Below are 26,014 nucleotides of genomic sequence, written 5' to 3'. Positions count from 1 at the left end.
ATTGGTTTAGGTTGCCCCAGCAGTCGCGCTTTAACTCGTTGTTTGATCACGTGATTCACGCCTTCTGACTGGGTCAGCCTCATGCGATCACGCTCTGAGGCAAAAGCCGGCTGGCCTCACGCCCGCTCGAAGTCGATGCGCTCGACCACCGGCAGGCCCTGCAGGAAGCGGCGGAGGCAATCCAGGCCCAATTCGACCGCGCCCAGGCGGACCCAGTCCCGCCCGCCCAGAATGCGGGAGCGGCGGAATTCGGTGCGATCCGCCGTGGCGATGCCGATCCAGATCGTGCCTCCCAGATCAAGCCGGTCAGCGCCTTCGTCCAGCTCGATGAGGACCACCAGGGCATGGCTGGCGCCGGTCTGCCGGCGCGCGGCGTGGACGACAGCCTCGGTGGTGTCCTGATCCAGTTCGGCCGGAATGGCGACGCCGAATAAGTTGCCGGTTCGCCGGACCACGGTGCCGTGGCGGAAGACGTTTTCAGCCCCGGGCAGATGCGCGATGCGCGCGGCGATCTCGCCGGCGGTGAAGGTTTCCACCACGGTCAGCGTCGCGTCCCGCGCGGCCAGCGCCGCCAGGGTCACGCCTTCCAGGGTCTGGTCGTCCTCGGCGATGATGAAGTTGCCCAGGCGCTGCTTCACCTCGGCCGTCACCGGGGCCAGCTTGCGGTGGACGTCGGCCATGTCGGTGCCGCGCACCGTCAGCTTGGTCTCCAACTGCGGATAGTGCGCGCGGAAGCCGAGCTTTACGCCGCCATCCGGGTCCAGCGCCTCCAGCCCGGTCAGCAACTGGTCGACATGCGACTCGCCTAGGCCATAGGAATGGAACCGCTTCAGGTAGATCGACGCCGGCGCGCCGGCGCGGGCGAGGATCCGCGGGATGACCTGCTCTTCCAGCATCCGCCGCAGTTCCCGCGGCACGCCGGGGGTGAAGAAGAAGCGGGCCTTGCCGATATCCAGGGCGAAGCCGCAGGCGGTGCCGACCGGGTTGTCGATCATCTCCGCCGATGCCGGCAGCATCGCCTGCTTGACGTTGTTCGGCGGCATGGAACGCGCCCGCCGGGAAAAGAAATCCTGCATCTTCGCCAGCCACGCCTCGTGCAGCACCAGCTCCACGCCCGCGGCCTGGGCGGCGATCTCCTGCGACAGGTCATCAACGGTCGGCCCCAGTCCGCCATTGACGATCACCGCGTCCGCCCGGGTGCCGGCAAGCTGGAACGCCGCGAGCAGGCTGTCGCGATCGTCGCCCACCGTAGTGCCCCAGTGCACCGACAGGCCGACATCCTCCAGCTTCTGCGCCATGTAGGAGAAATTGGTGTTGGTGATCTTGCCAGTCAGCACCTCGTCGCCGGTGCAGATGATCTCGATGCGCATGCGGGCCCCTTTCAGCGGCGGCAGATTGCGGGCAAGCGGCGCGAGGGGCAAGCCGCTTGCGAGAGCACTGCGGAACCGTCAGCGGAAGGTGCTTCATTTATCAGTGCCTTCGCCGTTATAGTTCGCGTCACGCCGCAGACTCGTGGCGATCGACGCAAGAGGACCCATGGCCACTCGATCACCCACGGTAGACACTCGCCGAATCGCTTCCCCCGCGCTGCGGACCTTGATGAACCGCCGTGCCGCCGAGTTCGGCGGATTGCTGCTGGGGCTGCTGGGCCTGGCGATCCTGGTGGCGCTGGCCACCTATGATCCGCGCGATCCATCGTTGGATACCGCCACATCACGGCATGTCGGCAACATGGGCGGGGCAGGCGGGGCAATCCTGGCGGACGTTCTGCTGCAAGGTTTTGGAGTCGCCGGATTCCTGCCGGGCCTGACCATGCTGGCCTGGGGCTGGCGGATTGGCTCCCGCGGCGGTCTGGGCAACCTGGCGCTGCGTGTGGCGGCCCTGCTTGCCGCGATGCCGCTGCTGGCGGCGGTGCTCGGGATCTTCCCATCGGCGTCTGCCGGATGGCCGGTGGTCGCTGGGCTGGGCGGGTCGATCGGATCGATCATCTCGACCGAGGCGCTGAAGGCCGGCCACTCGCTGTTCGGCATCGTCGGCGCCGCGTCGATCTGGCTGATCGGCGCCGCCCTCGCCGGCATCCTCACCCTGCTGGCGCTCGGCCTGTCGGCGTCCGAATGGCGAACCGCCGGACGCGCCGCCGCAATTGCCGGCCGATATTCGGTGCATGGCGGCCGTAGCGCCGCCGGAGTCCTGGCGCAGGGCGCCGGCAATGTCGGCAGTGTATCAGGCTGGCTGGCGAGCGTGGTCAGTCGCGGACCCGGGCTGGAAACGGATGAACCCGCGGTGGCTCGCCCTGCGACCCGCGCCGAGGTGCGGGAGGAGCCACGCCGGCCGAAGATCACCGATGCGTCGCCCAGGGAAGTACCAAGGGAAGCGGGAACGCCGTCCGGTCGAACCGTCAAGCCAGCCCCTGCTCCGGTTCGCAAGCCGCTGCAGCAGAACCTGCCGCTGGCGGAAGAGGGCTGGAAGTTTCCTTCGCTCGACCTGCTGAACGATCCGCCGGCGCGTGCCGTCGCCGGGCCAAGCGAGGAGGCGCTGCAGGCGAACGCCCGCTTGCTGGAGACCGTGTTGTCGGACTATGGCGTGCAGGGAGAGATCGTCGAGATCCGCCCAGGCCCGGTGGTCACCTTGTATGAACTGGTGCCGGCGCCCGGCATCCGCAGCGCGCGGGTCATCGGCCTGGCTGACGACGTGGCGCGCAGCCTTTCGGTCACCGCGGTACGGATCGCCACCGTCTCCGGCCGCAACGTCATCGGCATCGAGGTGCCGAACAGCAAGCGCGAAACCGTGTTCCTGAGCGAGATCCTGGCGAGTGATGAGGCGCAGCAGCATGGCGGGCGGCTGTCGCTGGCGTTGGGCAAGGACATCGGCGGCAAGTCGGTCGTCACCGACCTGGCGCGGATGCCGCACCTGATGATCGCCGGCACCACCGGGTCGGGCAAGTCGGTGGGCGTCAACGCGATGATCCTGTCGTTGCTGTACCGACTGTCTCCCGACCAGTGCCGGCTGATCCTGATCGACCCGAAGATGCTGGAACTGTCCACCTATGAAGGCATCCCGCACCTGATGGCGCCGGTGGTGACCGAGCCAGCGAAAGCGGTGACCGCGCTGAAATGGGCGGTACGCGAAATGGAGCGTCGCTATCGCGCCATGTCGCAGTTGGGCGTCCGCAACATCGGCGGCTACAACGATCGCGTGGCCGAGGCCCGCGCCAAGGGGGAGATCGTTACGCGCCGGGTGCAGACCGGCTTCGATCCCGACACCGGCCGCCCGACGTTCGAGGAACAGCCGCAGACCTTGGAGTCGCTGCCCTTCATCGTCGTGGTGGTGGACGAGATGGCGGACCTGATGATGGTCGCCGGCAAGGAGATCGAGGCCGCGGTGCAGCGGCTGGCGCAGATGGCGCGCGCCGCCGGCATTCACGTCATCATGGCAACTCAGCGGCCGTCGGTGGACGTGATCACCGGCACCATCAAGGCCAACTTCCCGACCCGGATCAGCTTTCAGGTGATCAGCAAGTTCGACAGCCGGACCATCCTGGGCGAGCAGGGGGCGGAGCAGTTGCTGGGCATGGGCGACATGCTGTTCATGCAGGGCGGCGGACGGATCACCCGCGTGCACGGCCCATTCGTCTCGGACGAGGAAGTCGAGAAGGTGGTGGCGTTCCTGCGTGAGCAGGGCGAGCCGTCCTATGTGGAGGATGTGACGGAGCCGCTGGAATCCTCGAGTGACGCGGACCCGCTGCTGTCCGGCATCACGGGCGCCAGCGACGGCGACAAGACGCTGTTCGACCAGGCCGTGGACGTGGTGGCGCGGGAGGGCAAGGCGTCGACGTCATTTATCCAGCGGCACCTGAACATCGGCTATAACAAGGCGGCAAAACTGATCGAGCAGATGGAGAAGGAAGGCATCGTCGGCGCCGCCAACCACGTCGGCAAGCGCGAGATCCTGGTGCGCCGGACGCATGATGACATGGATTGCTGAACCGGCCGGTCATCCCATCGTCGAACTCCGCCACCATTGTCGCCTTATGCAAAAATGTCAGCAATGATCCATAACAGGCCGAGATGCAATCTTGATCCGATATGGTGTATCCACCACATTACATGACGAAACGGTAAGGCTGGCTTGGTCGCGATGATGTCGATGACCGGCTGCTGCAAGGAGCACCCAATGCGGTTCGTGCCTCTGACCCTGCTCTTGGCTTCGCCCCTCATGCTGGGCGGATGCATTGTCGAGGCTCCGCCGCGACGGCCGCCTCCGCCGCCCGAGTATCGGCCGCCGCCACCGGATTATGACCGCGGTCCGCCGCCGCCCGGTTATGATCGGGGGCCGCCTGGTTATGATCGCGGACCGCCTCGGTAAAGTTCAAGCGCCGTCGGCCTTCGCCACGGTTTTCGGCCGGGCGGCGGACATGGGTCTGGCGGGGTCAGTCTATGCGCCGTGCCGGATCGAATTGCGTCAGCAGTTGGTGGACCGGCGGCCGACGTGCTTAGCGCGGCGAGGCGCCGCTGCCATCCGGCGTCATCTGCGCCAGCACGCGCTCGAACGGCTCGGGCGAAATCCTGAAATCGCCGCGAAACGGATTGCTGAGTGCCACGATCAGCAACAGCACCAGAGCGCCCGACAGCGTGAGCAGGAATGACATCACGAGATGCATGCGCAGGCTACGGGCGCCGAGGAACGAAGCGAAGGCGACGCTGATGCTACCCCCGGCGAGAAGGACGAGCCAGACGATCAAGGGGATCGGATTGCGCTGGACCAACAGGCGCTCCCGCCGCACGCTGCTGAGTTTTGTCAGGTCATCAAGCAGCAAGGTATGCAGGTCGCCGTCAGCGATGTTGCCTGGGCGCAGGTGCAGGGCGGTGCGGGTCAGGCGGATCAGAGTGGGGTCGTCGGCTCGCGGGACAATGCCTTTCGCCTGCGCGGGCCACTCGGTTTCGACGACGGTTGCCGCGTAGGCGATGATGTCGCTTCGCATCGTCACCATGTCGGGTCCGGTCAGGCCGTCGACCAATTGGTAGACGTTCTGAACGAGTGATGCCTCGGTATCGGTGACGGACTGCGCCTTGTTGAAACCGTCCCAGGCCAGCATGGCAACGAATGCCAGCAGCACCGCGTAGGTGGTTCCGACGACGTTGAACATCGCTGAGGCCGCCGTGCTGTGGTTCGTCCGGACCTCGAGCGAGATCAGCCGGCGGACGAGCAATTCGACCAGAACGGCACCCATCATGGCGAAACCCGCGATCAGCAATCCGGCCAGCCAGATCGGCAGGCTGGCGATCATCTGCGGCTGCATCGTCATCATCGTAGGATTGTGCTCATGGGGCTGACTTCCCGCGCTGACGACGGCCAGTCAATCGCCTGGCGGAAACTCAGACGAGCGGCATCGTGGATAGCGTCGCATTGGGCTGAGACCGCATCCGATGCCGGCGATTGCCGCTGAGACATCACGAATCGCGTGTCAGGGAAATTCCGGCGGTTCAACAACGTCCGTCCGATCATACAATTACCGCTTTATCGCAACAAAATAGGCCGGAGAAACCCGCATGGTTGCCGATCCTGAGAGCCTGTCAGGCAGCCCTGTTGGAGACGACCCTAATTTAGGGCATCACTAATGTTAGTCTCGGCGGCGAGCCGCTATGTTGCGCCATCAAACCGCCAGGAGCTATCATGATGCGTGCTGCTGTCCTGCTCGCCGCTCTGCTCGCCACAGCCGCGGCGCACGCCGCCGAACCCATCCGGATCGGCATCACCACAATCCTCAGCGGCCCGACCGCCGACAGGGGCCAGTCAGAGCAGTACGGCGCGCAGCTCGCACTCGACCGGATCAACCAGGCGGGCGGCGTCCTCGGCCGCCCGGTGGAGGCATTCTATGCCGACAATGCCTGCAAGCCCGCCGTCGGCGTCCCCGCGACCAGGCGGCTGATCGAGCAGGAGCACGTTCCCGTGGTGATCGGCGCGCTGTGCACGCCGGTGACGCACGCCATCATGCCGATGATGGCCGAGGCAAAGGTGCCGCTGGTGATCGCCACCTCCGCCGGTCAGGATTTCGTCGATGCCTCGGGTCCCGGCGGCAACGACTATGCCTTCAAGACCATCCCGTCGGAGGTTGACATCGCCCATGCCCTGGTGCGCTGGCTGCAAACGCAAGACGTGAAGTCGGTGGCGATCGTTGCCGACGCGGGCGGCTTTCCGCAGGCCAACGCGGTGGCGATGGCGAAGGCGGCGGCGGAGGCCGGCATGAAAGTGACGGATCAAGCGACAATCGCACCGGCCACGACCGATTTCGCCCCGCTGCTCGACAAGCTGAAGGCGACCGCGCCCGACCGGCTGTGGACGATGCTGGGCAAGTCCACCACCGGTTTCTTCCGCGCCTATGAGGCTTCCGGTTGGAAGGTGCCGATCACCGGCCGCGTGGATCTCGCCGCGGCGCTGGGTGCCGTGTCGCCGGGATTCCGCCCCAGCCTGTCAGACCTGACCAGCGTCGCGGTTTTTACGCCGCTGCTGGATAAGCCCGGCGTGCGAGACTTTGTCCTGGCATATCAGGCTCGTTTCCAACTGATGCCGACGCAGCGATCCTTCTTTGTCTATGAGGCAACCTATCTTGTGGTGGACGCCATCCGACGCGCCGGGTCTGACCAGCCGGCCGCGATCGAACAGGCGCTGAAGACCACCGCCATGCCGTCCCTGCTCGGTGGGACGTATGCGCCCGACCCGCACAACCACGCCCATACGCCGCTGTTCATCCTTGGCATGAAGAATGGCAATCCAGCGGTCATAGCGACGGAACAGTGACACAACGCGCACCTTATCGCGCCGGCGTCTTCGGCAGTCCGCCGCGGCGGTGACGGGGATCACGTGGCGTCTGGCTTAGACCGAAAAAGCGCCGCCCCCGCAAGGGCGGCGCCTTCCTCAGTTTAAAGGCATGTCAAACGGCATAGGCGGGTTGACATAGCGGAACCGGGTCGTGGCTTCCGCGTCCAACGGGTCCGATTCAAAAGGTATCGGAAAGGGCTCATGCCGGCTGAATTCGTCAATGAGCCCCTTATAGTCGGCGACAGTTTCTTCATAATACTGAATGGTTGCGGCAATCTGGGCGAACGTCATGAACTGGGGTAGTTTTCCTTCACGAAGACTGGCGATCTTCTTTTCAAGTATCGCGCGCTCCGTCGTCCACCCTGTTATCAAATCGGCGGTTGATCGAGACATAATTGCTAGCACTGTGCTGGTGTCGCGCGTGCCGTTTTGCCTCGCGCGGCTCAAGGACATACAAGCCAATGATTAATCAATCGCTAACGATAAGTCTGTCAGTCGGTGGCACGTTGAAGCGCCTGGCGGCCGTCCGGTTCAGCGGCCTGCGCACGAAATCGGTCGCCTAGCCTCTGCGTGCAATCCGCCGGACGTCTTGCTGGCAAGCCCATGGCGGCGATGTGTTGCCGCGGTTCGACCGTCCCGCCGCCAGGTCCTGGATTGACTGGTGGAGCCGAGGGGAATCGAACCCCTGACCTCCTGAATGCCATTCATGGGCCGGCGCTTGACAGCACGCGCCACCTGACGCCAAAGCTCGCCATATCAATGGTGTAGCTAGTTGCGTTCAGGACAGGACATGCAACCATACGTCGTAATTACCCGCTCCCGTTGGTCCGCGGTTGGTCCGCGAACTAAGCGAAACGAATCAACAGGAGATTCAAAACCGGCCTTGGGACCCTCTTGTGTTCCGGTCCTGTTCATGGCTGTAGGATCGGCAACCGAGAAATCACGGTGTTCTCTGTGTTCCAGTGTTCCACACACAGATAACAAACTGATTTGCCGGGTTCCCTTGCCCGGATGGCGTGGAACACCAAGGCCGATCGTGGTGTTCCATGGTGTTCCACGAGCGGTGTCCCGATGAAGCTGACTAAGCGCGAAATCGACGCGCTCGGTTGTCCGCCGGGCCGGCGCGATCGGATCGTGTTTGACGACTCGCTTCCCGGATTCGGCATCCGGGTGACCGCCAACGGTGCCAAGACCTTCGTGCTGCAATACCAGCTTGGCGGACGCGCCGGCCGCCGGACCCGTCTGGTGCTGGGATCGTATGGCGAGATCACGCCGGCCGAGGCGCACCGCCTGGCGGAGATCGCGCGGGCGAAACTGCGGCTTGGCCAAGACCCGGCTGGCGAGCGCCGCGCGGCCATCGCCGCCACCGCGGCGGCGGCGGACGCGCAACACCAGGCCCGCCAAGCCGCAGCCTTCACCGTCCGGACGCTGATCGACCAGTGGGGCGCCGGTCCCCTGGCCGACCGCAGCGCCACGCACCGGACCGAGGCGCCGCGGGCGATCAAGACGACGTTCGCGGCGCTGCTGGACCAGCCGGCGCAGAGCGTGACAACGCTGGCCGTGCAGCGCGTGCTCGATGCCGTGGCGAAGTCGCACCCGATCGCCGCGCGCCGCACCCGCGACTACGGCCGCGCAGCATTCAACTGGGGGGTTGGCCGCGGGCTTATCACCGTCAATCCGTTCGCCGGGGTGAGCCTGGACGTGCGCGAGGCAAGCCGCGACCGCGTACTGTCGGACGCCGAGCTGGCCGAGGTCTGGCGCGCCGCCGCGGCGACGGCCTACCCATTCGGTCCGCTGGTGCAGTTGCTGATCCTGACGTTGCAGCGCCGCGGCGAGGTGGCCGGCATGCGGTGGTCCGAGCTGGCCGAGGATCTGTCGACCTGGACGATCCCGGCCAGGCGGGCGAAGAACCGCAAGGCCCACATCGTTCACCTGGCCGAGCCGGCGCGGGCGATCCTGCGCGCGCTGCACCCGTCGGACCGGCGCGCCCTGGTGTTCACCACCAATGACCGGGTGCCGGTATCGGGCTTCTCCCGGGCGCATGAGGACCTGAAGGCCGCGATCGTCGCCACCCGGGAAGCGGCTGGACACGATCGGGCTGGCAAACATCGGGCCGCGCGGGCGGCACCGGATTGGCGATGGCACGATTTCCGCCGCACCGGCGTGACCGCCCTGGTCCGGCTGGGGTTCGCGACCCATGTCGCCGACCGGCTGCTGAACCATGTGCAAGGCTCGATCAAGGGCGTCGCCGCGGTCTACCAGCGGTATGACTTCATGCCCGAGCGCGAGGCCGCGCTATACGGTTGGGCGCAGCATGTGCTGGCGGTGGCGGCGGCCCTGGATCGGACTGAGAGTCTGCCACGATCCGACACGATTGCCGAACCATCCAAGGCGTCGGCGCCTGGCGCGTCACCCGATCGGCGGCGCGGTGTCGGTGGCTGAGATCATAACGTATCCATCGAAACGATCTGGTTGCATCGGATATTAGCGGATATTACCGGGCGCCTTTGGGCGCGGGCCTGGATGCAACGCGGCCTTCAGCCGTTGGGACAGCCCATGCCCAAAACCGTAAACCCCGCCGGCGCGCGTCACGCGTCGGACCGGTTCTGTGAATTGGTATCGAAGCACGCCTACCGCGGCGGCTTCGTTCGGCCGCGTCACCCGTGCGCGGCCGTGGCGCGGCGGGCAACTGTCGGGCTGTCCATGACCCGCCGCGCCAAAGATTTCCCGTCGGCACGACCTGCTTCGCCCGACTCGACACCGCCCGACTCGACAGCGCCCGGCCGATCGCTTGCCATTGCCCAAGCAGCATACGCCTTCATCGCGTGCCTGGAACCCCCTGGCGCCGCGCCGCGCCGTCGCCATGGGGTGCCGCGCCACGGGTGTGGCGGGTGCCCGTCACCAACAGATGCCGACGGCTCGCGTCCATCGCATCGGCCTCGCGCATAGACGCCGCGGGCAGACCATCGGTCCGATCTGAGGTCAATACGAAAGCTGTCCTGCAACATTCGCCAATAATATACTGCAACAGTCACGTCTCAGCCCAGAGGATCATTCATGGGACCGCAGCGCCTTCAGCCGACCGTATCGATTGATACAATCCATTTTCGCGGCATCAAGACACTGGCGACACAGCCACCGTCGGCGACCGTTCGCTCGCGCCCGGCCGCGTGGTCGCGGGTGTGCGCGGAAAAACCTGTCCGATTCCTCGGCATAGGGGCCGGCGGACGCACCCCAGACGTCGCCGCGCGCGAGCGGGATCATCCTGATCCTGGCGGCGCTGGCCGGGCCCGTCAGCAGCGGGCGGACGCCCTGCTGGACCGCTGCGCTGCCGCCGCTGGCATCACCTAGCCGACCGGGAGCTGGTCATCTCCCCCATCCGCCCCACCGCTAATCAGGGACACGCACGGCACGCCAGGCGTCCCGCCGCTTTGCTCTAGCAACAGGAATCAACAATGAAGATCACAGATGATGCAATCATCCAGGGCATGCAAAAGGCGCGCGCGGCGCTGGACGATCGGACACGCCTGGTCGCCTTCGGCCGCGACCTGACCGCCCGCCTGGCGGCGGCCGAGGTGGCCGAGGCGGCAGCCACCGCGGCGCAAGGCGAGGCCGATGCCAAGGCGATCCTGGCACCCCCGGCGGAGCGCGATAGCTGGGCGCAGCGGGCCGATGCGGAAGCCATGAAGGTCGCGACTGCGCGCCGCGAACGTGACCGCCTGACCGCCGCTCAGGGTAGTTTCCCGGCGCTGCTTCAGACCGCCGACGAAGCCATCATGGCCGCGCACACCATGCTTGCGGCAGCCAGCGCGCCGGTTTTGGAGCTGGCACGGCAAGACCTCCAGGCGGAGCTTCGGGAGACGGCCGAGCAGCTCGGCCGGATCAAGCTGCGGGGCTATGCGCTGGCCGCGGCGGGTGTGCCGCTCGGTTCGGTATTGGACCAGATACAGATCCCCAGTGCCACCGGTGGGCCATGGCTGATCCGCGGCGCCACGATGCAGCTTGGCGATGACGCCGTCGCCTTGAACACCGCCTGGCGCGCTGTTCCGGAGGCACTGGCGCTGTTCGAGGCGCACATCGAACTAGCGGCGCTTCAGTCGCAAATCGGACGGGATGTCTCCCGCATCGAGGCGGACCGCCAACAGACCCTGCGGGCGGTCAATCGCGCCGCGCGGAGCCGATCATTCGACAATCCACCCCCGCAACATGTCGGTCCCCGAACAGAGTATGTCGCGCCCAAATCCACGTTCGTGCCAAAGGTAACGAACCAGCCACCCGCCGTTGCGCGGGATGCAACCGTGCCACTGGATGTCCTCGGGGAAGACCCTGTAGCAATGACCCGTGGCGAGACCGATGCCCTGCATGATCAGGCAGCCGGCGCCGGCGCGCGACCAACTCCGCCGGCCGCACCGCAGGGCGACACGCCGGAGGTTGCCGCGCTGTCGCGGCACATGCCGGTCCGAATGGCGCGACGGCAGGTGGAGAACGAAGCTCACCTGAAACGGCTTGCCACCGGACAGGCGCCGGCCGCCGGCGAGCCCGTTGTCGCGGCGGATGTCGACGCGGCATAGACGACAGACGCAGAGCGTCGGGCCCGCTCGCGGCCCGGGCTGGCGGATCGCGCCGGCTCGTCATTTCGTTCGGCGATCAAAGGAACCGCGATGGACCAGCCTGAGGCAATGCCGCCACCCCCAACGCCTGTCGGGTTCCTCGACAACCTGGCGGCGGTGACCTTCGAAGGGCAGCCGATCGATCCGGTGACCATATTGGGTGAGCCCGACGAATGGGCGGACCAGGCGGCGCTTGACTACGCGCTGCTGCGGCAAGCCCTGGAGACCTTCAAACGTTCCGATCAGCAGGTGAAGGGGATGGCGCGGGATAGCGGCCGGGCCCGCTTCGTGGCCTTCGGCCGCGCCGTCGCGGAGCTGCGTGACAGGTTCGCCAAGCTCTCGGAGTTGCTCGAAGCCGCGGCGATCCGGGTTGCGGCCGTCTTGGCGCGTGAACCGGACGGCCGCGCCGATGCGCTGGACATCGCCCTCGCGAACGGACGCGACACCGGCGGTGCGCCGAGCGATGCGAGCCTGATCCTGGCATGTGAGGTATTGGATCGGCTCGACCACGCGGGCATTGAGCATGATCACCAGGCGCATGCGGCCGGCGACGCGGCCAGCCAGGGTCAGCACCGCGCCGCGGCCGAAGCGGCGGCGTCCGGGTGGCTTGCGCAAATCTGGACGGTGAGCTCGATCCCGGCGCAAACGCGCTTTGGCGAGACGTCCAAGGCGGCCATCCTGCTCGACCTGATCACCACCAACCTGGATGGCGCGCCAGACCGGCTGGCCGATCCGTGCGAGCAGCTCGGCTTTTCCCTGGCGTCGGATATCCTCCGCCGCTCCGCGTTGCTACCGACGGGAAGCAGCGAAACCGTACAATCGGGATGAGGTGGACTTGGCCCCGCCCGTGGCGGCTCGGAGCCTCGAACGGCGAGTCGGGCAGGATCGGTTCCGCCGCCCGCCTGGCCGCCATCAGGAGTGCAATACGGGCGACACCTGACGCGCTGACCGCCGGCACCGAGCGTCGTCGCCGCGCATTACCCCAACAGCCGCTGTCGGTCCGTGGACCGCCGTCCACCAGGCCGGCCCAGGACAACACGGTGCCAGCGAGGCGCGCCCGTTGCCCTGCACCACCTGGTTGGCTTGGTGCGCCAACGTGCCGATTGTTGTCCCTCTGACCGCCCAGGACAGCGCCGGGGTTGCCCCCGTGCCTGGCCCGCGGCACCGGGTGGGCTGTCCGCCGGTCGCCCCGAACTGTTGCGCCCCGCGCAAGCCAGGCTGGCGTCCATTGTCGTCGAACGGTGCGCCGCCACGGCATCCGCTGGCCGCCGGCGCGGATCAGCACGTCGGCACAGCCATGCCAGCCGCGGCCACATCGTTTGCGGTAAGGCATTGTTCTTTCACCGGAGGATGGCCTGCGGTAAACCAGGCATCGTTGCGGCTTGGGAGTTTGACGATGCTGGTGATCAAGGTTGATACGGATGGCCTGCTGCGCATGGAAAAGGCGCTGATCGCCCTGGCGGACAAGCAACTTGCCACGGCGACCGCAAAGGCCTTGACCCGGGTGGCGACGGGTGCGCGAAAAGACGTCATGGGTCGCCTCGACAAAATCTTTGATCGGCCGGTCCCGTTCACCCTCAACGCCATCCGCTACGAAGCGGCGACGCGGGATCATCTGCAAGCGCGGGTTTTCATCAGCGACGATGCGCCGAAGGGGATTTCACCAAGGAAGTACCTGGAAGCTGAAATAGCGGGCGGCAACCGCGGCATGAAACGTTCTGAAAAGGCCTTGGTGGCCATGGGCTTGATGCAACCAGACCAGCACATCATGCCAGCAAAGGGCATGACATTGGACGGTCACGGCAATATCTCTGCCAGCGCGATGACCCTGCTGTTGTCGCGCATCGGCGGCTTTCGCGAGGCAGGCTACAGTGCCAATGCGACGGCCAAGACGAAAAAGCGATTGGCCCGGCGCAAGATGGCGACGCGCCGATCCGGCACGGATTTTTTCGTTGCGCAGAGCAAGCAAGACAGCGCACCGCTTGGGGTCTACCAGCTTATGGGACGCCATAATGTAGCACCGATCTTGTATTTTTCGCGAAAGGCACCGTCCTATCGGCCGATATTTCCGTTCCCGAAGCTGGTGGAAGAGTATGCGAAACGGAAATTTGCAATCGAAATGATTAAGGCAGTAGAAGAAGAGATGGACCGGTCAAAATAGTCGGATATTACGGCCAACTACTATCATTATTTTGTTCTAGCAATCATCCGCTTGTCGGCTGATCCGCCTACGTGGGTCAGGCCGCGCCACCAACCCTCGCCCTGGCGTTCCTGGCGCCCGGCGCAGACCAGCCACGGCCAAAGTCGGCTGACGCCAGGATGACGGTCTGCCCGTCGATCGCCGGCGACGGCCGCCGAACCAACCTGCTTGGCGACGCGCATCGCCATTGGTCGCCGGTCGCCGCTGATTGTCGCCGGCGGTCGCTTGCTATGATGAAAGCCATGTCGGCCGGCTCCGTCAGTGCCCTGAAGCGCCGTCGGACCGCGCGAATCGCCTGTCTTGTCACGATCAAGCCGTAACATCCTATCTGGAACATTCTGCCTAGCCAACGGAGCCGCGTTGTCGGCGTCGGACGGCTGGTGGTTTGGCGCAATATCCGCTCCTCTCCATGCGCAACTGCTTCGGAGCCGCCAGGTCGGGCCGCAACTCCGCGCCCAACGCGAAGACCGTAAACGCAAGCAAGGGGAAGCGATGCTCATGACCAGTCACACCATGCGGATTCGGCTTTTGCCTTTATGCGGGGTGGCATTCGTCACGCTTGAAAATGGCCACCCTGGGCCATCGACGGTTCGCCGGATCGGCTGTTAGCGATGGCGCACCGCGTTGCCGCGAAACGGCCGTCGGCGCCGCGTCCGCCCAAACGCTCGGAGATCCTCGACAGGATGGACGAGGTCGAGGCGGCGCTGCTGTCGATCGTGCGGCGCTGGCAGGACGGCGTCGCGCCGGAGCTGCGGGACGAGATCAACGTCAAGGCGCGTGAGCCGCTGCTGCGGATGCTGATCCGTGCCGGCCGTCGGCCACACGCCGCGCGGGGCCGATGATCAGCCGGGACGAGTAACTAAGGCACACCTGGTCCGCAGCGCCGCTCACGCGCCGGTTTGGCCCGCCCGGAGAACCTCGCGTTCGCCGCGTAACAGAAGCCATCTTCCGGAGTCGCCTTTTCCATCTGCTTCGTCCGTGCAGAGATCACGAACCCAGCCCCGAGGAACCAATGGTCGTGACCAGTCACAGCACGCGAACCATGCTCTTGGGCGACCGAGCACGCGAGGAAGGGCTTCGTCCCCGAGGGTTGGGCCTTGCCTTCAGCTAAAATGCCAATCGCCACCCTGCACAATCATGCTGTCGGGCATCGGTGGTCCGCCAGGATCGGCGGTTGGTAATGGCACGCCGTTTTGCAACGCAGGGACCGCCGCGTCAGCCGCGGCCCAGACGATCCGACATCCTCGACAAGACGGACGAGGTCGAGGCGGCGCTGCTGTCGATCGTGCGGCGCTGGCAGGACGGCGTCGCGCCGGAGCTGCGGGACGAGATCAACGTCAAGGCACGCGAGCCGCTGCTGCGGATGCTGATCCGCGCCGGCCGTCGACCGCACGCCGTGCGGGATCGATGATCAGCCGCAAGCGCGCAACGCGGCAACGCCCGGTCGCCGGCGTGTCTCTGGCGCCGATCACGCGCCGGCCGGCCGTCGGCCTGACAGGCACTGAGCCGCCGCCCATCACCTGGCCGATCACCGCCCGCCTCGGCGCCGGCCTGACAGCACGTCGCCGCTGGTCAGTCACCCCGCCGCGCGGTTGATTGCCGCTTACCCCGCGCGGGCTTCAGCAATCGCCTCGGCAACGACATTCGGGCTCTGGCTGATCACGATCAGCAATATGCGGGCGGCGGAACCAGGCCGTCGCAACCCTTGCTCCCAATCGCGGACGGCCGCGACCGCCAGGCCGAACCGCTTGGCAAACGCCGGGCGACTGAGGCCCAGCTTTTCGCGGATGGCGCGTACGTCGACCGCGTCCGGCGGCTGGTGGACCCGCGCCGGCTCTGTCTCGCCACGCACGATGGCGACTGCCTCCATAGCGGCGATCAGCGCGCGTCCGAACTCGGTATCTTCGTCCATCACGTGCGCTGCTTCGTCTCGGCCGCCAGATCAGCCACTTTCTTGCGCTGTGGTGGGCTGAGGTCCCCCGGCTCGTTCTTGCCATGGATCAGCAAAGCCAGGATCGGTTGCGCCTCGGTCAGCACGTCGTGGATCACCCGGAAGGCGCCGCTCTTGCCGCGCCCCTTCGGAGCAACACGAAGCCTTCGTATACCGTCAAGCCCGGGCATGACATCGCCAGCGCGCGGATCGCGGGCCAAGGTGTCGATCAACGCCATTCGCGTCCCGCCACAGCAAAGCATCGGCCTGACTGGAAAAGATCGAGGTTTTCAGCCGCACATGCAGCACAGCATCGCTGTAAGGTTGCAGCAACAGCATTGCTGTATGCCACTGCCCTTGCTGGCAGCCGCTTGTTCGACCCGTTGGCGGCGTGGTCCGTGCATCGAGCGGCGTTTGTCTGGACACCATCCGGCGCGCACGGCGAGCCCGCCCCGTTCAATGATGCCAGAGGCGCGCCACGGAACGGCCCAGGGTAGACCGAGACAAGGGAACGGCGCTTGGCGTGACCAGCGGCATCCACCCGCCGTCGCGCGACCGCCGCCGCCGCCCACCGCGATCCTGGCATTTGCCGATGCACCGCGCTTTGCTGTCAGGGCACCGATCTGCGTCACCGGGATGGTGCGACGCGCGGACCGGATGCCGAGGCGAGACGGCCAGCGCTGGTCGCCGGCGGCGGCACAGCGGCCGAGCCAGGCAACCCAGCCCGCCCTGGAGCGCAATGCGCGCTGATCCCTTGCGGTCGTTCCATACAAACCGCTTGCACCGACTCGGTCCCGTCAATGAGCGTCGCCGCTGGCGCGGCTAGGTTGGCCGCCGAACGGCGCGACCACGCGCGCCCCGCCGCGCCATTTCACTGCGCGCGTGGGACAAGGAACGTGGACAACCTTGCCTGACCAATTCTCGCAGCACGGGCTATGCCCGCCGTCCGAGTACGGCGTGCCGCTTTGGTCTGCGGCCATACTTGTCGAGCCACCCATGGCCCTCTCGCTTTATGAAGCGCGACAAGCATACCGTGTCGCGCACGACCGATTCGATCGGTTGTATCGAGCAGCCGTTTATGAAGCTGCTGACAGACAAGAAATCTATGGGACTGAAAGCAACGTTCTACGCAACGTTTGGCGCGAAGTGCGGGACGCCTGTCTGCCCCGCCTGCAAGCGGGCTACTGGCTGGCCTCGGGAAGGCGGTCCGATTGCAAGTATCATTCGATCGAGCGGGATGAATGGTCGCACATTGGAAACCACACGATCGAAGACTGGCTGGCCGGACATTTGAAGCTTGCGGGCCAGGAATACCACGTTATACATGTCCGACCGGCGTCTTTATTGCCATTTTGCGTCGCCGCGATTGTATTCGGCAATTGGATCTTGGTGAGGGCTCACCTTCTACATCAGCGCGGTGGCAATAAAATTGCTGCCGAAAGTGTCGCTCAGCAACTGAATAGCGACTTGCTCAAGGCCATTCTCAACGGTCATGTCGAAGCGAGCGGTTTTGATCAATCGTGTGCAAACCGACGCCTCATAACCGTCCAGGATCTGCACAAGCAGTGGCTAGGGATTTCAGGATCGGATTTTACGTTCGATAATGGAACGTCGATACAGGATGTCCGCGTCCGCCTCCGAGATCCGTTCACGCCCGTGATGTTAGTAAGCCCCATTCCAGTACATGTTGTAAATGCCTCTGACATAAAACCGGATCAGTCCAACGGCGATAGCTTTCAGGGATCAAAAAGGAAATCGGGACCAAAGCCGGTTTATAATTGGCGTAAGCTTGTGACCGAACTTCTGCGGCGCGCTCACAAAGGCAATTTTTCTTCAATCGGCGAATTAAACCGGGGGGACCTGAAGACATGGTGCGAGGTGACGTGGGGCAGGGAGCCTGGAAGTATCCTTAATACAAAGATCAGTCTTTTTGTGCCGGCTGAATTCAGCCAACTTGGTATTTACGATCAGGATGCCAGCAATGACTGTGTATCGAAGCCGATATCGGACAGAGCACTGGAGCGTATCTGGCGCGAGCTTATTGGACTGGCCATGGCTCCAGACGGTTTCCCGGAGTCCTGGACCGACGTTGTGCGGCACCTGACGGGCTTTTGCATTCGAAGCCTAAAATTTAGACCGTCCGCCCCGCACCTTCTAGAAGAGCTTCAACGCACGATACCGCCGGAAATCGATCGCTCAAACAATATCGGCTAATATCGGACGATAGCGGTCGTGTTCTGGCCTGCCAATCTGCAAACACCCGTGACGGCGCCAAGCCGCGCCACAACATGAGGTGTCGCGACATGTTTCAGAAACCGCTTAACGTTCTGCGAGAAGACAAGGCCGCCGAAACCGTTGGCCTCAGTCTGCGAACCATGCAGCGGCTGCGCCAAGACGGCGGTGGGCCGCCGTTCGTCAAGCTGACCGATCGCCGTGTCGGCTACATGGAGTCGGCGCTGCAAGACTGGTTGCAGGCCCGTACGGTGGGCTCCACCTCGGCCGCCACCGTTGCAAAGGCCGCGAAATCCCGATGATCACCCAGATGAACACGTCAGGATGGCCGATGCGGATCCTGGCAAGCTGGCGCGCCGACGCCAGCCTTGCCGTCGATGGCCTGAAGCACCCGCCGCCGTCTCGCTCCGCCCCATGGTCGGCCGAAGACGAACGGGTGTTGCAGCCCGCCATCGCCCGCCTGTCGGCCATCATCGGGCACCACGACCGGATCGATCAGCGCCAGTGGGACCAGATGGAAGCGGCCCTCGCCGCGCTCCGGCACCACGTCTTGCGGCGCCGGGATGCCTGTTGGCCAGCCTTGCCCGCCAGGGCAGGGACCCGCGCGCCGATCGACTTCACCATCCTAGTCGGATGGGGTGCCGCCTGGCATTGCCGCCGGCTCGGCACCCACACCGATGACCGGTCGCGGCGCGCCCGCGCGGCTGCCGAACAGGTGGTCACCGCCGTCGCTCTCGCGCTGGATGTCGCGCAACGTGACACCAGCCGGCCGGCGCACCGTGATCAAAACGTGAGCCGCAGGCTCCTGGCGCTGCGAACCGTCCTTGACAACCGCCATCGGGTCGATCCGGCCAACCAAGGTCTCGCCGCGGACATTGCGTCACTGGCGGTGGCGCGCGTCCTCGGAACTCGGCGGATGCTGGCGGGCGTCCTGCTTGGCCTCTGATGCGGGGGATCTCGCGCGGATGCTGGCCGCGCGCGCGCCGGAGCTGGTCGGGCGCCTGCTGCCGGATGGCCGGCGGGAGGGACACGAATGGGTACACGCCAGTCTGAACGGGACATCCCGGCGCAGTCTCTCGGTCCATCTGACCGGCCGCAAGGCCGGCGTCTGGTCTGACTTCGCCAGCGGCGACGCCGGCGACGCCCTCGACCTGGTCGCCGCGGTGGTCTGCGCCGGCAAGCTGCGCGACGCCATCGCCTGGGCGCGCGCCTGGCTTGGCCTGGCGGACGGCCCGGCCCCATCCGAGCAGCGCCGGCCGCCGCCGCCAGCGCCCGATCCCGCCGAAGCGGCGCGGGCGGAAGCTGCCACGCGAGGCGCCGCGATCAAGCTGTTCCTTGCGGGCGCCGAGACGCTCGCCGGCACCCCGGTTGCCGCCTACCTCGCCGGCCGTGGTATCGATCTGGCCGAGCTGACGCGTCAACCGCGTAGCTTGCGCTACCACCCGGCCTTGTGGAACCGCGAAAGCCACCGCCACTGGCCGGCGATGCTGGCTGGCATCACCGACGCGGCTGGCGACATGGTGGCGGTGCACCGCACCTGGCTGGCGCTGGCCGAGGATGGCCGCTGGCGCAAGGCGCCCCTCCAGGACCCAAAGATGTCCCTCGGCCGCCTGGCCGGTGGCGCGGTGCGTCTCTGGCGAGGCGCCTCGGGCAAGCCGCTCGCCCGCGCGCCGCATGATGAAACGGTTGCCATCGGCGAGGGCATCGAGACCGCCCTCTCGGTCGTCATGGCCTGCCCTGAATTGCGCGTCCTGTATGCGGTCTCGCTCGCCAACATGGCCAATGTCGTTCTGCCGCCGGCGGTCCATACGGTGATCCTGCTGAAGGATGAGGACGGCGCGAATGTCGCCACCACGCGCGCCTTCGCCCGGGCGATCGACGCCTTCCAGACACAGGGGCGCAGCGTCAGGGTCGCACGCCCGCCGGTCGGCAAGGACTTCAACGATGCGTTGCTGGCGGAAGCGGTCTGATGGCGGTCAAAAAGGGCGGCAAGACCGCAATCCGCCAGTCGATCGAACAGGCGGAGAAAGTTCCGCCGAAGCCGGCTAATGACACGCCTGAAGGTGAGGCGCCGAGCATCAGGGTGAGCGGCGGCCGCCTAATCATGCGCCTGGACGGTCTGTTCAAGACGTCGGATGAAAATGGCGTGTTGCAGATCGCCGGCCCGTTCGAGGTGATGGCGCAAACCCGCGACGATGAAGCCACCGCGTGGGGCCTGATGCTGCGTTTTCGGGACCCGGATGGCCAGGTGCAGCACGTCGTGGTGCGGCGCGACCTGTTCGCCGGCGAGGGCGGCGAGCTGCGCACCCTGCTGGCCCGTCGCGGCCTGTACGTCAATCCCGGGCATGGCGTGCGGGGCTGCTTGCCGGAATACCTGGCACGGATCGGCAGCGATCGGCGGGCCCGGATCGTCGTGCGCACCGGGTGGCACCGATTGACGGTGCCGCGGTATTCGTGCTGCCTGGTCGCACTTTCGGATCGCCACCCGTGGATGTGATCTATCAGCCGGCGGTCAATGACGCCTCGCTGTTCAACACGGCCGGCACCCTGGCGGAATGGCGCGACCAGGTCGCCGCGCTCTGCGTCGGCAATTCCCGTCTCTTGTTGGCGGTATCGGCGGCGTTCGCCGGTCCGTTGCTCGACATCGCCGGCGAGGAAGGTGGCGGACTGCATTTCCGGGGGTCGTCGCGTGTCGGCAAGACGACGGCCCTGCGGGTCGCGGCGAGCGTCTGGGGTGGCGAGGCCGGCGCCGGCGCGGCCGGCTACATCCGGCAGTGGCGCGCGACCGACAACGCGATGGAGGGGCTTGCGCTGGCCCAGAGCGACACGCTGCTGCCCTTGGACGAACTCGGACAGGCCGATGCCCGGGGCGTCGGCGACACCGCCTACCTGCTGGCCAGTGGCCAGGGAAAGGCACGCTCCGATCGGGCTGGCGGGTTGCGCACCCCGATCCGCTTCCGGGTGCTGTTCCTGAGCACGGGCGAACTGTCGCTCGCCGACAAGATCGCCGAGGCCGGCCGGCGCGTGAAAGCCGGCCAGGAAGTGCGCCTGGTCGACATACCGGCCGACGCCGGCCACGGCTTGGGTCTCTTCGAAGATCTGCACAAGGAGATTTTCGAAGACCCCCATAAGACGGACGCGGGGCCCAAGGCGATCGGGCCGGAAGAGTTCATCCTGGCGCTGCGCGCCGGCACAACCCGTGCCTATGGCACCGCGGCCCCGGCATTCCTCGATCACCTGGTGGCCGAGGTCGCGGCTGATGCCGATTTCGCGGATGATATTCGAAGCTGGATGCGTGACCTGGTCACTGGCTGGATGCGTGAAAACCCGGGTGCTGGCGGACAGGTCGGCAGTGTCGCGCGGCGCTTTGCCCTGGTTGCGGTCGCGGGTGAACTGGCGACGAAGGCCGGTATTACCGGCTGGACGCCGAACGACGCCACGGCGGCCGCGAAGATCTGCTTCCAGGCATGGTTGGCGGAACGTGGAACCACCGGCGCGCGGGAGGACGCTCAGGCGGTGGCCCAGCTTCGTGATTTCCTGACGCGACACGGTGATTCACGCTTTCACGAATGGAAGGAGCCGCCGCCGGGCGATGCCGGGCAGGCGGAAACAACGCCACCGCCAGCAACCTCGGAACGCTTCCGCACCGTCAATCGGGCCGGGTGGAAGCGTCGTCTCTCCGACGCGGAGCGCAATCCGGACGCATGGCACTACTACCTGACGGCCGATGGAATGAATGAGGCGTTGACGGGTCTCGACAAGCGCCAGGCCAACAAGGTGCTGATCGATCGGGGGTTCATGCTGAAGGGTTCTGGCAACAAGGCGGCGGGTAGTTTCAGCCCGCCCGGCCACGCCAAGGTCCGTCTCTACCACGTCCTGCCCACGATTTTTGATGCGGATGACAGCGAGTAGGGACCTTTGCTCGGCCCGACCGCAACGGCGCCAGCCCTGACGGCACCGTGTTGGTGGCACGGTCGGGCTTCGTGGCATGGCTTGGCATCGTGACGCCCATGCGGGTCCTGTCCCGGTGCTTCAAGTCGATCTCGCGCGGGCAGCAGGCTGCCTGGATGGGACCGCCTGCGAAATCGAATGCGGAGCCGCCGCCGCCAATCTCGGCTGCGGTGGACAGGCGACCGAGCCGGTGAGGGCGGATGAGCTTTGACCTCACCCTGAGGTCGGAGCAGCGACCTTACCAACCGGCCGTTGCGGACGCTGGCGCGGACCTGATGGCACGACGGCCTGATGGCACGACGGCCTGATGGCACGACGGCCTGATGTCAGCACGCGAGGCGAGCAACGCCGCGCGCGCCGCTGGACGACGTGCCGGACCCGATGTTCATGCCGTTCACCGGTGTGCGGCTGTCGGCATGATGGACCGCCTGCCTTGGCTGGCGGTCCATCACCGCCCGAGATGAAGTGCTGTGATCAGGACGGAAATGAAGCCGGCGAAGCCGCCGATTACGGTCACCACCGCCAAGGCCGGCGCCAGCCAGCGGTCGCGATCCAGCTTCATCGCCTCCGCCATCAGCTTGCGCTGTTCGGCCACGAACTTCTCGGTCTCGCCGCGCAGCTTGCTGCTTTCCGCAAGGTCACGGTCGATCCGCGCCTTCACGGCCTGAATGTCCAACGGGCCTTCTGATGTTGCGCTCACCGGGGTGATCCTCCGATTTCTGTCAACGGGCCCATTTCAGCAGCGCGACCGCCACCCCGAACAAGGCGGCGGCGATCCCCACGCCAGTTGCAATCAGCGTGTGGGGATCGTAACGAGTTTCCTGGGTGCGCCTGACGCTTTCAAGCGCCTTCAGCATCGCATCGTTCTCCAGCAGCCGAATCCTGGCTTCCTGTTCGCGAATCGCGCGCTCGGTGGTGCCGTTCATGTTGTCCCTATATCGCCATTGCCTGCCGCGCGATGGCCAGATCATGCGCCGTCTGCAAGTTCATCTACAACGCCCCGCTAGTCCCGAACCGGCGCGCCAGCAGCAGGGCCGTCTCTGCCGTGATGCTGCGTAACCCATTGACAAGGGCGGAAATGCGATTGCCTGGCACCCCCAACTCCGCCGCCAGTGCACGTGCCGTCAACCCGAGTGGCCGCGTGAACCCCTCCAGCAATACCTCGCCCGGCGTGAGCGGCGGCAACGCCGGCCCCGGCGCGATGTCGTCAAACGACAGGCTGTTCATGTCATCCCGGCTGGTCATCCTGGTCGACCAAAAGGTCGTCCACGCGAACGCCGAGACGCTTTGCAAGCCGCTGGAAGACCGCAATCGTCGCCTCGCACTGACCGCTTTCAAGCTGGGCCAGGCAGGATTCCGCTATCCCAACGAAACCGGCCAGTTCCACTTCGGTCAGCCCGCGGTGCTTGCGCCAGAACGCCAGCGGCGTCGGCGCTGCCAGATAGGCGTCCACATCGGCCCCGGACACGGTCTGTATCGTGCCATTGGCGATCTCGCGCATGGCGATCGCATGGTCGCGCGCGTCGATCAGGTCTTGGTATTCGTCGGCGGTCATTGTCACCAGCCGTTCGCCGGTCGCCGAGATCGTGGTCTCAATGGTCATGGCGCCGCCGCGCGCGCCGGCGCGTCCTTCAGCCCAAGCGTCTGGCGTAGCAACACGTTGATCTGGGACTGCCAACCCGGGCCGGCTTCTCGCAGCTTCGCCACCACGTCCGGGTCAAGTCGCACGCTGATCTGTTCCTTGGGGGCCGGCGACTTCGGCCGCCCCCGTCCACGGCGGATGAACCGGTCACCATCGAAATACTCGGCTTCGTCAAAAAACGCGTCCGTGAGCGACGGCGCGTCATCCAGGTTAGAATGCATCGCTTTATCCATTCGCGGTGACTGTTGACGATCCTTGTGCCAGCAGCCTGCGGACGTGCAGCAACTCAATGCCGATCACGCGCCCCTGCTTGTCATAGTCGAGGACAACCCCGGGGGCGACCTCCCGGCTGGAGTCGTATTCCGCCCCGTCCGGCACGAAATAGACACCGATCGCGTCGGCCTCGCTGTCGTAGCTGACGCGCCCTCCCTCAAGTGCTCGGTCGCCCTTTGGCTCGTTGGTCATGCCGTTATCGCCTCCCGCGCGACCGCCAAATCATGCGCCGTCTGCAGGTTCATCCACAACTCGCCGCTGGTCCCGAACCGACGCGCCAGCAGCAGCGCCGTCTCCGCCGTGATGCTGCGCGAGCCGTTGACGATGGCGGAAATACGATTGCCCGGCACCCCCAGCTCCGCCGCGAGTGCCCGCGCGGTCAACCCGAGTGGCCGCATGAACTCCTCCAGCAGCACCTCGCCAGGCGTCAGCGGCGGCAGCACCGGCCCTGGCGCGATGTCGTCAAACGACAGGCTGTTCGCATCATCGCGGCTGATCATTCCGACCTCCTTAGTGATAATCAACGATTTCAACATCTTCCGCATTCCCGTCGCGCCAGACAAAGCACAGCCGCCACTGATCGTTGACGCGGATACTGTGCTGGCCGGCGCGCGCGCTGGACAGCGCTTCAAGCCGATTTCCCGGCGGCGACCGCAGGTCGTCAAGAGTGGCCGCCGCGTCCAGGTAACCCAGCTTCCGTCGCGCCGCCGTCAGCAAGTCAGGCGGAAAGCCCTTGGGAAGCCGACCTTGGGCGACCGCTGCTGTCCGCTTGTCTCTGAACGACCTGATCATACGTGGTATGTATCACGTATCGCTTGCGTCCGCAACGGGAATATTGCCCGATGACCTCCGACCCGGTCACCCTGCTGGTGAACGGCATGCACTACGCTGGCTGGAAGGAAATCACCATCGAGCGCGGTGCCGATCGCTGCATCCGCAGCCTGCTGGTCGTCAGTCGTCCGCTACCATTGCTGAGACAGGCGAAACAGAAGCCCTCCTGCTGACCTGATCCTTATCAGCAACGAACAGTGATATCTATGCAAGTGGCGCATGGCATCGCACCAACAAACCTTATCCGAAAACCTTATCCGAGGCAGGCGACGGCGACTGCACCTGGCAGGCGAATAACGTTTTCTCGGCCGATGTCCGCGCCTGTCGGGCGGATCGGTGGAACACCAGATCAGCCGGTGTTCTCCATGACCCAGCCCCGGTGTTCCACAATTAGACGTGTGCTAGCAACAGGTTGGCATCAGGTGGAACACAGGAACACATGGAACACCGGTTCCGGGACAAGGGTAGCGATCGGGCAGAGGTGTCACCGCAGATAGACATGCGCTTCATGCATGGATCGCGGAAAATGATCTCCCTGACGGCACCGCGTAGGAGGGCCGATGATCATGGGTCCCTCCTGGCCAAAGTTTGTCCCGGGGGTAATTCGAACCCCGGTTAGTCACACCCGCTTCAAAGAAAAAACTCGCTTGGTTTTGTTGGTTTTGTTGATTTAAGGTTATAAAACAATGATTTGAGGTTTGACGGATGCGCGTCAACAAGTCTGAGATCGCCCGGCTACTTGGTTGCAGCCTGCCAACCGTGAACGCCTACCTGGTCCGCTATGGTGAGGACTTTCCGGTACTTGACCGAGGCGGCCGAGGCCGGGACTGGCGGTTTGATCATGAAGCGGTTGTCGCCTTCCTGGACGGCAAACGAGCGGACGAAGCAGCGGCAGACGCAGATCGCCAAGCGGCCCTCCAGCAAGCGATGTTGCCGCTTGGGCACAATGGCGGCCCGCCGATGGACGCCGAGCCCAGTCTACGACCGGCTGAGCTGCTGGCGTTGATGAAGGTCCGGCGGCTTCAGCGGGAGGAAGCCTATGCCTGCGGCCGACTGGTCGAGGCATCGAAGGTGCAGCACGCTCTCCAGGATCTGCTGGCGACATGGAACCGAGAATTGCACCAAGCCCTGCGACGGTTTGGGCGGGAGCGTGGTCTGGCTGATGACTTGGTTGTCGACCTGACCGAGACGCTCAGTGGCTGCCAGCGACGAACCGTCGACTATGCGCAGACGGTGGGCGTTGCAGGAGCGTCGCAACCCTCATTGTTCGGGAACAATGCCGCGTGAAGCCCGGCCAGGATGTGTCTTTCGTTGGTCCGCGGTTGGTCCGCGAGATTTAAGTAATCGAACCGGTTTCAGACTGGAAATCCCGTAAACCATTGATTTCCCTGGTGGAGCCGAGGGGAATCGAACCCCTGACCTCCTGAATGCCATTCAGGCGCTCTCCCAACTGAGCTACGGCCCCGACCGGTGCGGCAGGCGGTATAGCCACCTCGGTCGGTGGGATCAAGGGCAACCGTTGGAAA

At 65.4% G+C, this 26,014-nt stretch carries 31 protein-coding genes and 1 tRNA gene; 18 read left to right on the top strand and 14 right to left on the bottom strand.

Annotated features, from left to right (window positions below):
- Positions 1-116 precede the first annotated feature (116 nt).
- The gene (locus ACQY4S_RS09330) at positions 117-1,370 is read right to left on the bottom strand and encodes a CinA family nicotinamide mononucleotide deamidase-related protein (protein ID WP_428484926.1); all 1,254 of its coding nucleotides are present in this window, start codon (positions 1,368-1,370) and stop codon (positions 117-119) included.
- 229 nt (positions 1,371-1,599) lie between these two features.
- Between ACQY4S_RS09330 and ACQY4S_RS09325 the strand changes: the two genes are divergently transcribed.
- A complete protein-coding gene (locus ACQY4S_RS09325) occupies positions 1,600-3,984 on the top strand; it encodes a DNA translocase FtsK (RefSeq protein ID WP_428484925.1) in 2,385 nt (794 codons plus the stop codon).
- 508 nt (positions 3,985-4,492) lie between these two features.
- Here ACQY4S_RS09325 and ACQY4S_RS09320 read toward each other — a convergent pair.
- Entirely contained in the window at positions 4,493-5,308 is an 816-nt protein-coding gene (locus ACQY4S_RS09320) for a hypothetical protein (protein WP_428484924.1), read from the bottom strand.
- Positions 5,309-5,673: 365 nt separating this feature from the next.
- Between ACQY4S_RS09320 and ACQY4S_RS09315 the strand changes: the two genes are divergently transcribed.
- Positions 5,674-6,798, top strand: a complete 1,125-nt coding sequence (locus ACQY4S_RS09315) for an ABC transporter substrate-binding protein (RefSeq protein ID WP_428484923.1) — start codon at positions 5,674-5,676, stop codon at positions 6,796-6,798.
- Between the two features lie 117 nt (positions 6,799-6,915).
- Here ACQY4S_RS09315 and ACQY4S_RS09310 read toward each other — a convergent pair whose 3' ends face one another.
- Positions 6,916-7,266, bottom strand: coding sequence for a hypothetical protein (locus ACQY4S_RS09310; protein WP_428484922.1), 351 nt, complete (start codon positions 7,264-7,266; stop codon positions 6,916-6,918).
- A gap of 624 nt (positions 7,267-7,890) precedes the next feature.
- Between ACQY4S_RS09310 and ACQY4S_RS09305 the strand changes: the two genes are divergently transcribed.
- From ACQY4S_RS09305 to ACQY4S_RS09270, 8 genes are all read left to right on the top strand, one after another.
- Positions 7,891-9,261 carry a tyrosine-type recombinase/integrase gene (locus tag ACQY4S_RS09305; protein ID WP_428484921.1) on the top strand — a complete coding sequence of 457 codons (1,371 nt, stop codon included), beginning with the start codon at positions 7,891-7,893 and terminating at the stop codon, positions 9,259-9,261.
- Positions 9,262-9,876: 615 nt separating this feature from the next.
- Positions 9,877-10,170: a hypothetical protein gene (locus tag ACQY4S_RS09300; RefSeq protein ID WP_428484920.1), complete on the top strand. Its 294-nt coding sequence runs from the start codon at positions 9,877-9,879 to the stop codon at positions 10,168-10,170.
- 104 nt (positions 10,171-10,274) lie between these two features.
- Complete coding sequence (locus ACQY4S_RS09295; RefSeq protein ID WP_428484919.1) at positions 10,275-11,390, top strand: hypothetical protein; 1,116 nt, start codon at positions 10,275-10,277, stop codon at positions 11,388-11,390.
- Between the two features lie 90 nt (positions 11,391-11,480).
- Positions 11,481-12,257: a hypothetical protein gene (locus ACQY4S_RS09290; RefSeq protein ID WP_428484918.1), complete on the top strand. Its 777-nt coding sequence runs from the start codon at positions 11,481-11,483 to the stop codon at positions 12,255-12,257.
- Positions 12,258-12,825: 568 nt separating this feature from the next.
- On the top strand, positions 12,826-13,590 hold the full coding sequence (locus tag ACQY4S_RS09285) for a hypothetical protein (RefSeq protein ID WP_428484917.1): 765 nt from the start codon (positions 12,826-12,828) through the stop codon (positions 13,588-13,590).
- 650 nt (positions 13,591-14,240) lie between these two features.
- Positions 14,241-14,471, top strand: a complete 231-nt coding sequence (locus ACQY4S_RS09280; protein ID WP_428484916.1) for a hypothetical protein — start codon at positions 14,241-14,243, stop codon at positions 14,469-14,471.
- 338 nt (positions 14,472-14,809) lie between these two features.
- Entirely contained in the window at positions 14,810-15,040 is a 231-nt protein-coding gene (locus tag ACQY4S_RS09275; RefSeq protein ID WP_428484915.1) for a hypothetical protein, read from the top strand.
- On the top strand, positions 15,037-15,225 hold the full coding sequence (locus ACQY4S_RS09270; RefSeq protein WP_428484914.1) for a hypothetical protein: 189 nt from the start codon (positions 15,037-15,039) through the stop codon (positions 15,223-15,225). The genes ACQY4S_RS09275 and ACQY4S_RS09270 overlap by 4 nt, the downstream gene beginning before the upstream one ends.
- A 7-nt stretch (positions 15,226-15,232) precedes the next feature.
- Here the strand turns inward: ACQY4S_RS09270 and ACQY4S_RS09265 are convergent, their stop codons facing one another.
- Both ACQY4S_RS09265 and ACQY4S_RS09260 read right to left on the bottom strand, forming a co-directional pair.
- Positions 15,233-15,541, bottom strand: coding sequence for a helix-turn-helix domain-containing protein (locus tag ACQY4S_RS09265; protein ID WP_428484913.1), 309 nt, complete (start codon positions 15,539-15,541; stop codon positions 15,233-15,235).
- Positions 15,541-15,798, bottom strand: a complete 258-nt coding sequence (locus ACQY4S_RS09260; protein WP_428484912.1) for an addiction module toxin RelE — start codon at positions 15,796-15,798, stop codon at positions 15,541-15,543. The genes ACQY4S_RS09265 and ACQY4S_RS09260 overlap by 1 nt, the downstream gene beginning before the upstream one ends.
- Before the next feature lie 757 nt (positions 15,799-16,555).
- Between ACQY4S_RS09260 and ACQY4S_RS09255 the strand changes: the two genes are divergently transcribed.
- The 6 genes from ACQY4S_RS09255 (at position 16,556) to ACQY4S_RS09230 (ending at position 21,703) form a co-directional block, all read left to right on the top strand.
- Positions 16,556-17,773, top strand: coding sequence for a hypothetical protein (locus ACQY4S_RS09255; RefSeq protein WP_428484911.1), 1,218 nt, complete (start codon positions 16,556-16,558; stop codon positions 17,771-17,773).
- 89 nt (positions 17,774-17,862) lie between these two features.
- Positions 17,863-18,093 carry a helix-turn-helix transcriptional regulator gene (locus ACQY4S_RS09250; RefSeq protein ID WP_428484910.1) on the top strand — a complete coding sequence of 77 codons (231 nt, stop codon included), beginning with the start codon at positions 17,863-17,865 and terminating at the stop codon, positions 18,091-18,093.
- A gap of 8 nt (positions 18,094-18,101) precedes the next feature.
- The gene (locus tag ACQY4S_RS09245; protein WP_428484909.1) at positions 18,102-18,737 is read left to right on the top strand and encodes a hypothetical protein; all 636 of its coding nucleotides are present in this window, start codon (positions 18,102-18,104) and stop codon (positions 18,735-18,737) included.
- 19 nt (positions 18,738-18,756) lie between these two features.
- Positions 18,757-19,761, top strand: coding sequence for a DUF7146 domain-containing protein (locus tag ACQY4S_RS09240; protein ID WP_428484908.1), 1,005 nt, complete (start codon positions 18,757-18,759; stop codon positions 19,759-19,761).
- Positions 19,761-20,288: a DUF927 domain-containing protein gene (locus ACQY4S_RS09235; protein WP_428484907.1), complete on the top strand. Its 528-nt coding sequence runs from the start codon at positions 19,761-19,763 to the stop codon at positions 20,286-20,288. The genes ACQY4S_RS09240 and ACQY4S_RS09235 overlap by 1 nt, the downstream gene beginning before the upstream one ends.
- The gene (locus ACQY4S_RS09230) at positions 20,279-21,703 is read left to right on the top strand and encodes a DUF927 domain-containing protein (RefSeq protein ID WP_428484906.1); all 1,425 of its coding nucleotides are present in this window, start codon (positions 20,279-20,281) and stop codon (positions 21,701-21,703) included. Before ACQY4S_RS09235 ends, ACQY4S_RS09230 begins: the two co-directional genes overlap by 10 nt.
- A 487-nt stretch (positions 21,704-22,190) precedes the next feature.
- On the opposite strand, the gene ACQY4S_RS09225 is transcribed toward ACQY4S_RS09230, so the two are convergent.
- From ACQY4S_RS09225 to ACQY4S_RS09190, 8 genes are all read right to left on the bottom strand, one after another.
- Entirely contained in the window at positions 22,191-22,442 is a 252-nt protein-coding gene (locus ACQY4S_RS09225) for a hypothetical protein (protein ID WP_428484905.1), read from the bottom strand.
- A gap of 22 nt (positions 22,443-22,464) precedes the next feature.
- On the bottom strand, positions 22,465-22,668 hold the full coding sequence (locus tag ACQY4S_RS09220) for a hypothetical protein (RefSeq protein WP_428484904.1): 204 nt from the start codon (positions 22,666-22,668) through the stop codon (positions 22,465-22,467).
- Positions 22,669-22,732: 64 nt separating this feature from the next.
- The gene (locus tag ACQY4S_RS09215; RefSeq protein ID WP_428484903.1) at positions 22,733-22,969 is read right to left on the bottom strand and encodes a HigA family addiction module antitoxin; all 237 of its coding nucleotides are present in this window, start codon (positions 22,967-22,969) and stop codon (positions 22,733-22,735) included.
- A 1-nt stretch (position 22,970) separates the two neighbouring features.
- Positions 22,971-23,297 carry a helix-turn-helix domain-containing protein gene (locus tag ACQY4S_RS09210; RefSeq protein WP_428484902.1) on the bottom strand — a complete coding sequence of 109 codons (327 nt, stop codon included), beginning with the start codon at positions 23,295-23,297 and terminating at the stop codon, positions 22,971-22,973.
- 44 nt (positions 23,298-23,341) lie between these two features.
- Positions 23,342-23,605 (bottom strand): BrnA antitoxin family protein, encoded by a 264-nt coding sequence (locus tag ACQY4S_RS09205; protein WP_428484901.1) that lies wholly within the window; start codon positions 23,603-23,605, stop codon positions 23,342-23,344.
- Positions 23,606-23,609: 4 nt separating this feature from the next.
- A complete protein-coding gene (locus ACQY4S_RS09200) occupies positions 23,610-23,849 on the bottom strand; it encodes a DUF2283 domain-containing protein (protein WP_428484900.1) in 240 nt (79 codons plus the stop codon).
- Entirely contained in the window at positions 23,846-24,157 is a 312-nt protein-coding gene (locus tag ACQY4S_RS09195) for a HigA family addiction module antitoxin (RefSeq protein WP_428484899.1), read from the bottom strand. Before ACQY4S_RS09195 ends, ACQY4S_RS09200 begins: the two co-directional genes overlap by 4 nt.
- Before the next feature lie 10 nt (positions 24,158-24,167).
- The gene (locus tag ACQY4S_RS09190) at positions 24,168-24,449 is read right to left on the bottom strand and encodes a type II toxin-antitoxin system RelE/ParE family toxin (RefSeq protein ID WP_428484898.1); all 282 of its coding nucleotides are present in this window, start codon (positions 24,447-24,449) and stop codon (positions 24,168-24,170) included.
- A 50-nt stretch (positions 24,450-24,499) separates the two neighbouring features.
- Here ACQY4S_RS09190 and ACQY4S_RS09185 point away from each other — a divergent pair, with 50 nt between their 5' ends.
- A complete protein-coding gene (locus tag ACQY4S_RS09185) occupies positions 24,500-24,661 on the top strand; it encodes a hypothetical protein (protein WP_428484897.1) in 162 nt (53 codons plus the stop codon).
- A 532-nt stretch (positions 24,662-25,193) separates the two neighbouring features.
- On the top strand, positions 25,194-25,775 hold the full coding sequence (locus tag ACQY4S_RS09180; RefSeq protein ID WP_428484896.1) for a hypothetical protein: 582 nt from the start codon (positions 25,194-25,196) through the stop codon (positions 25,773-25,775).
- Between the two features lie 102 nt (positions 25,776-25,877).
- Here the strand turns inward: ACQY4S_RS09180 and ACQY4S_RS09175 are convergent.
- A tRNA-Ala gene (locus ACQY4S_RS09175) sits at positions 25,878-25,953 on the bottom strand.
- Positions 25,954-26,014 lie beyond the last annotated feature (61 nt).

The sequence above is a fragment of the Rhodopila sp. genome, from assembly GCF_965276935.1.
GTDB lineage: Bacteria > Pseudomonadota > Alphaproteobacteria > Acetobacterales > Acetobacteraceae > Rhodopila.
This window is presented reverse-complemented; position numbering and strand designations above follow the sequence as displayed.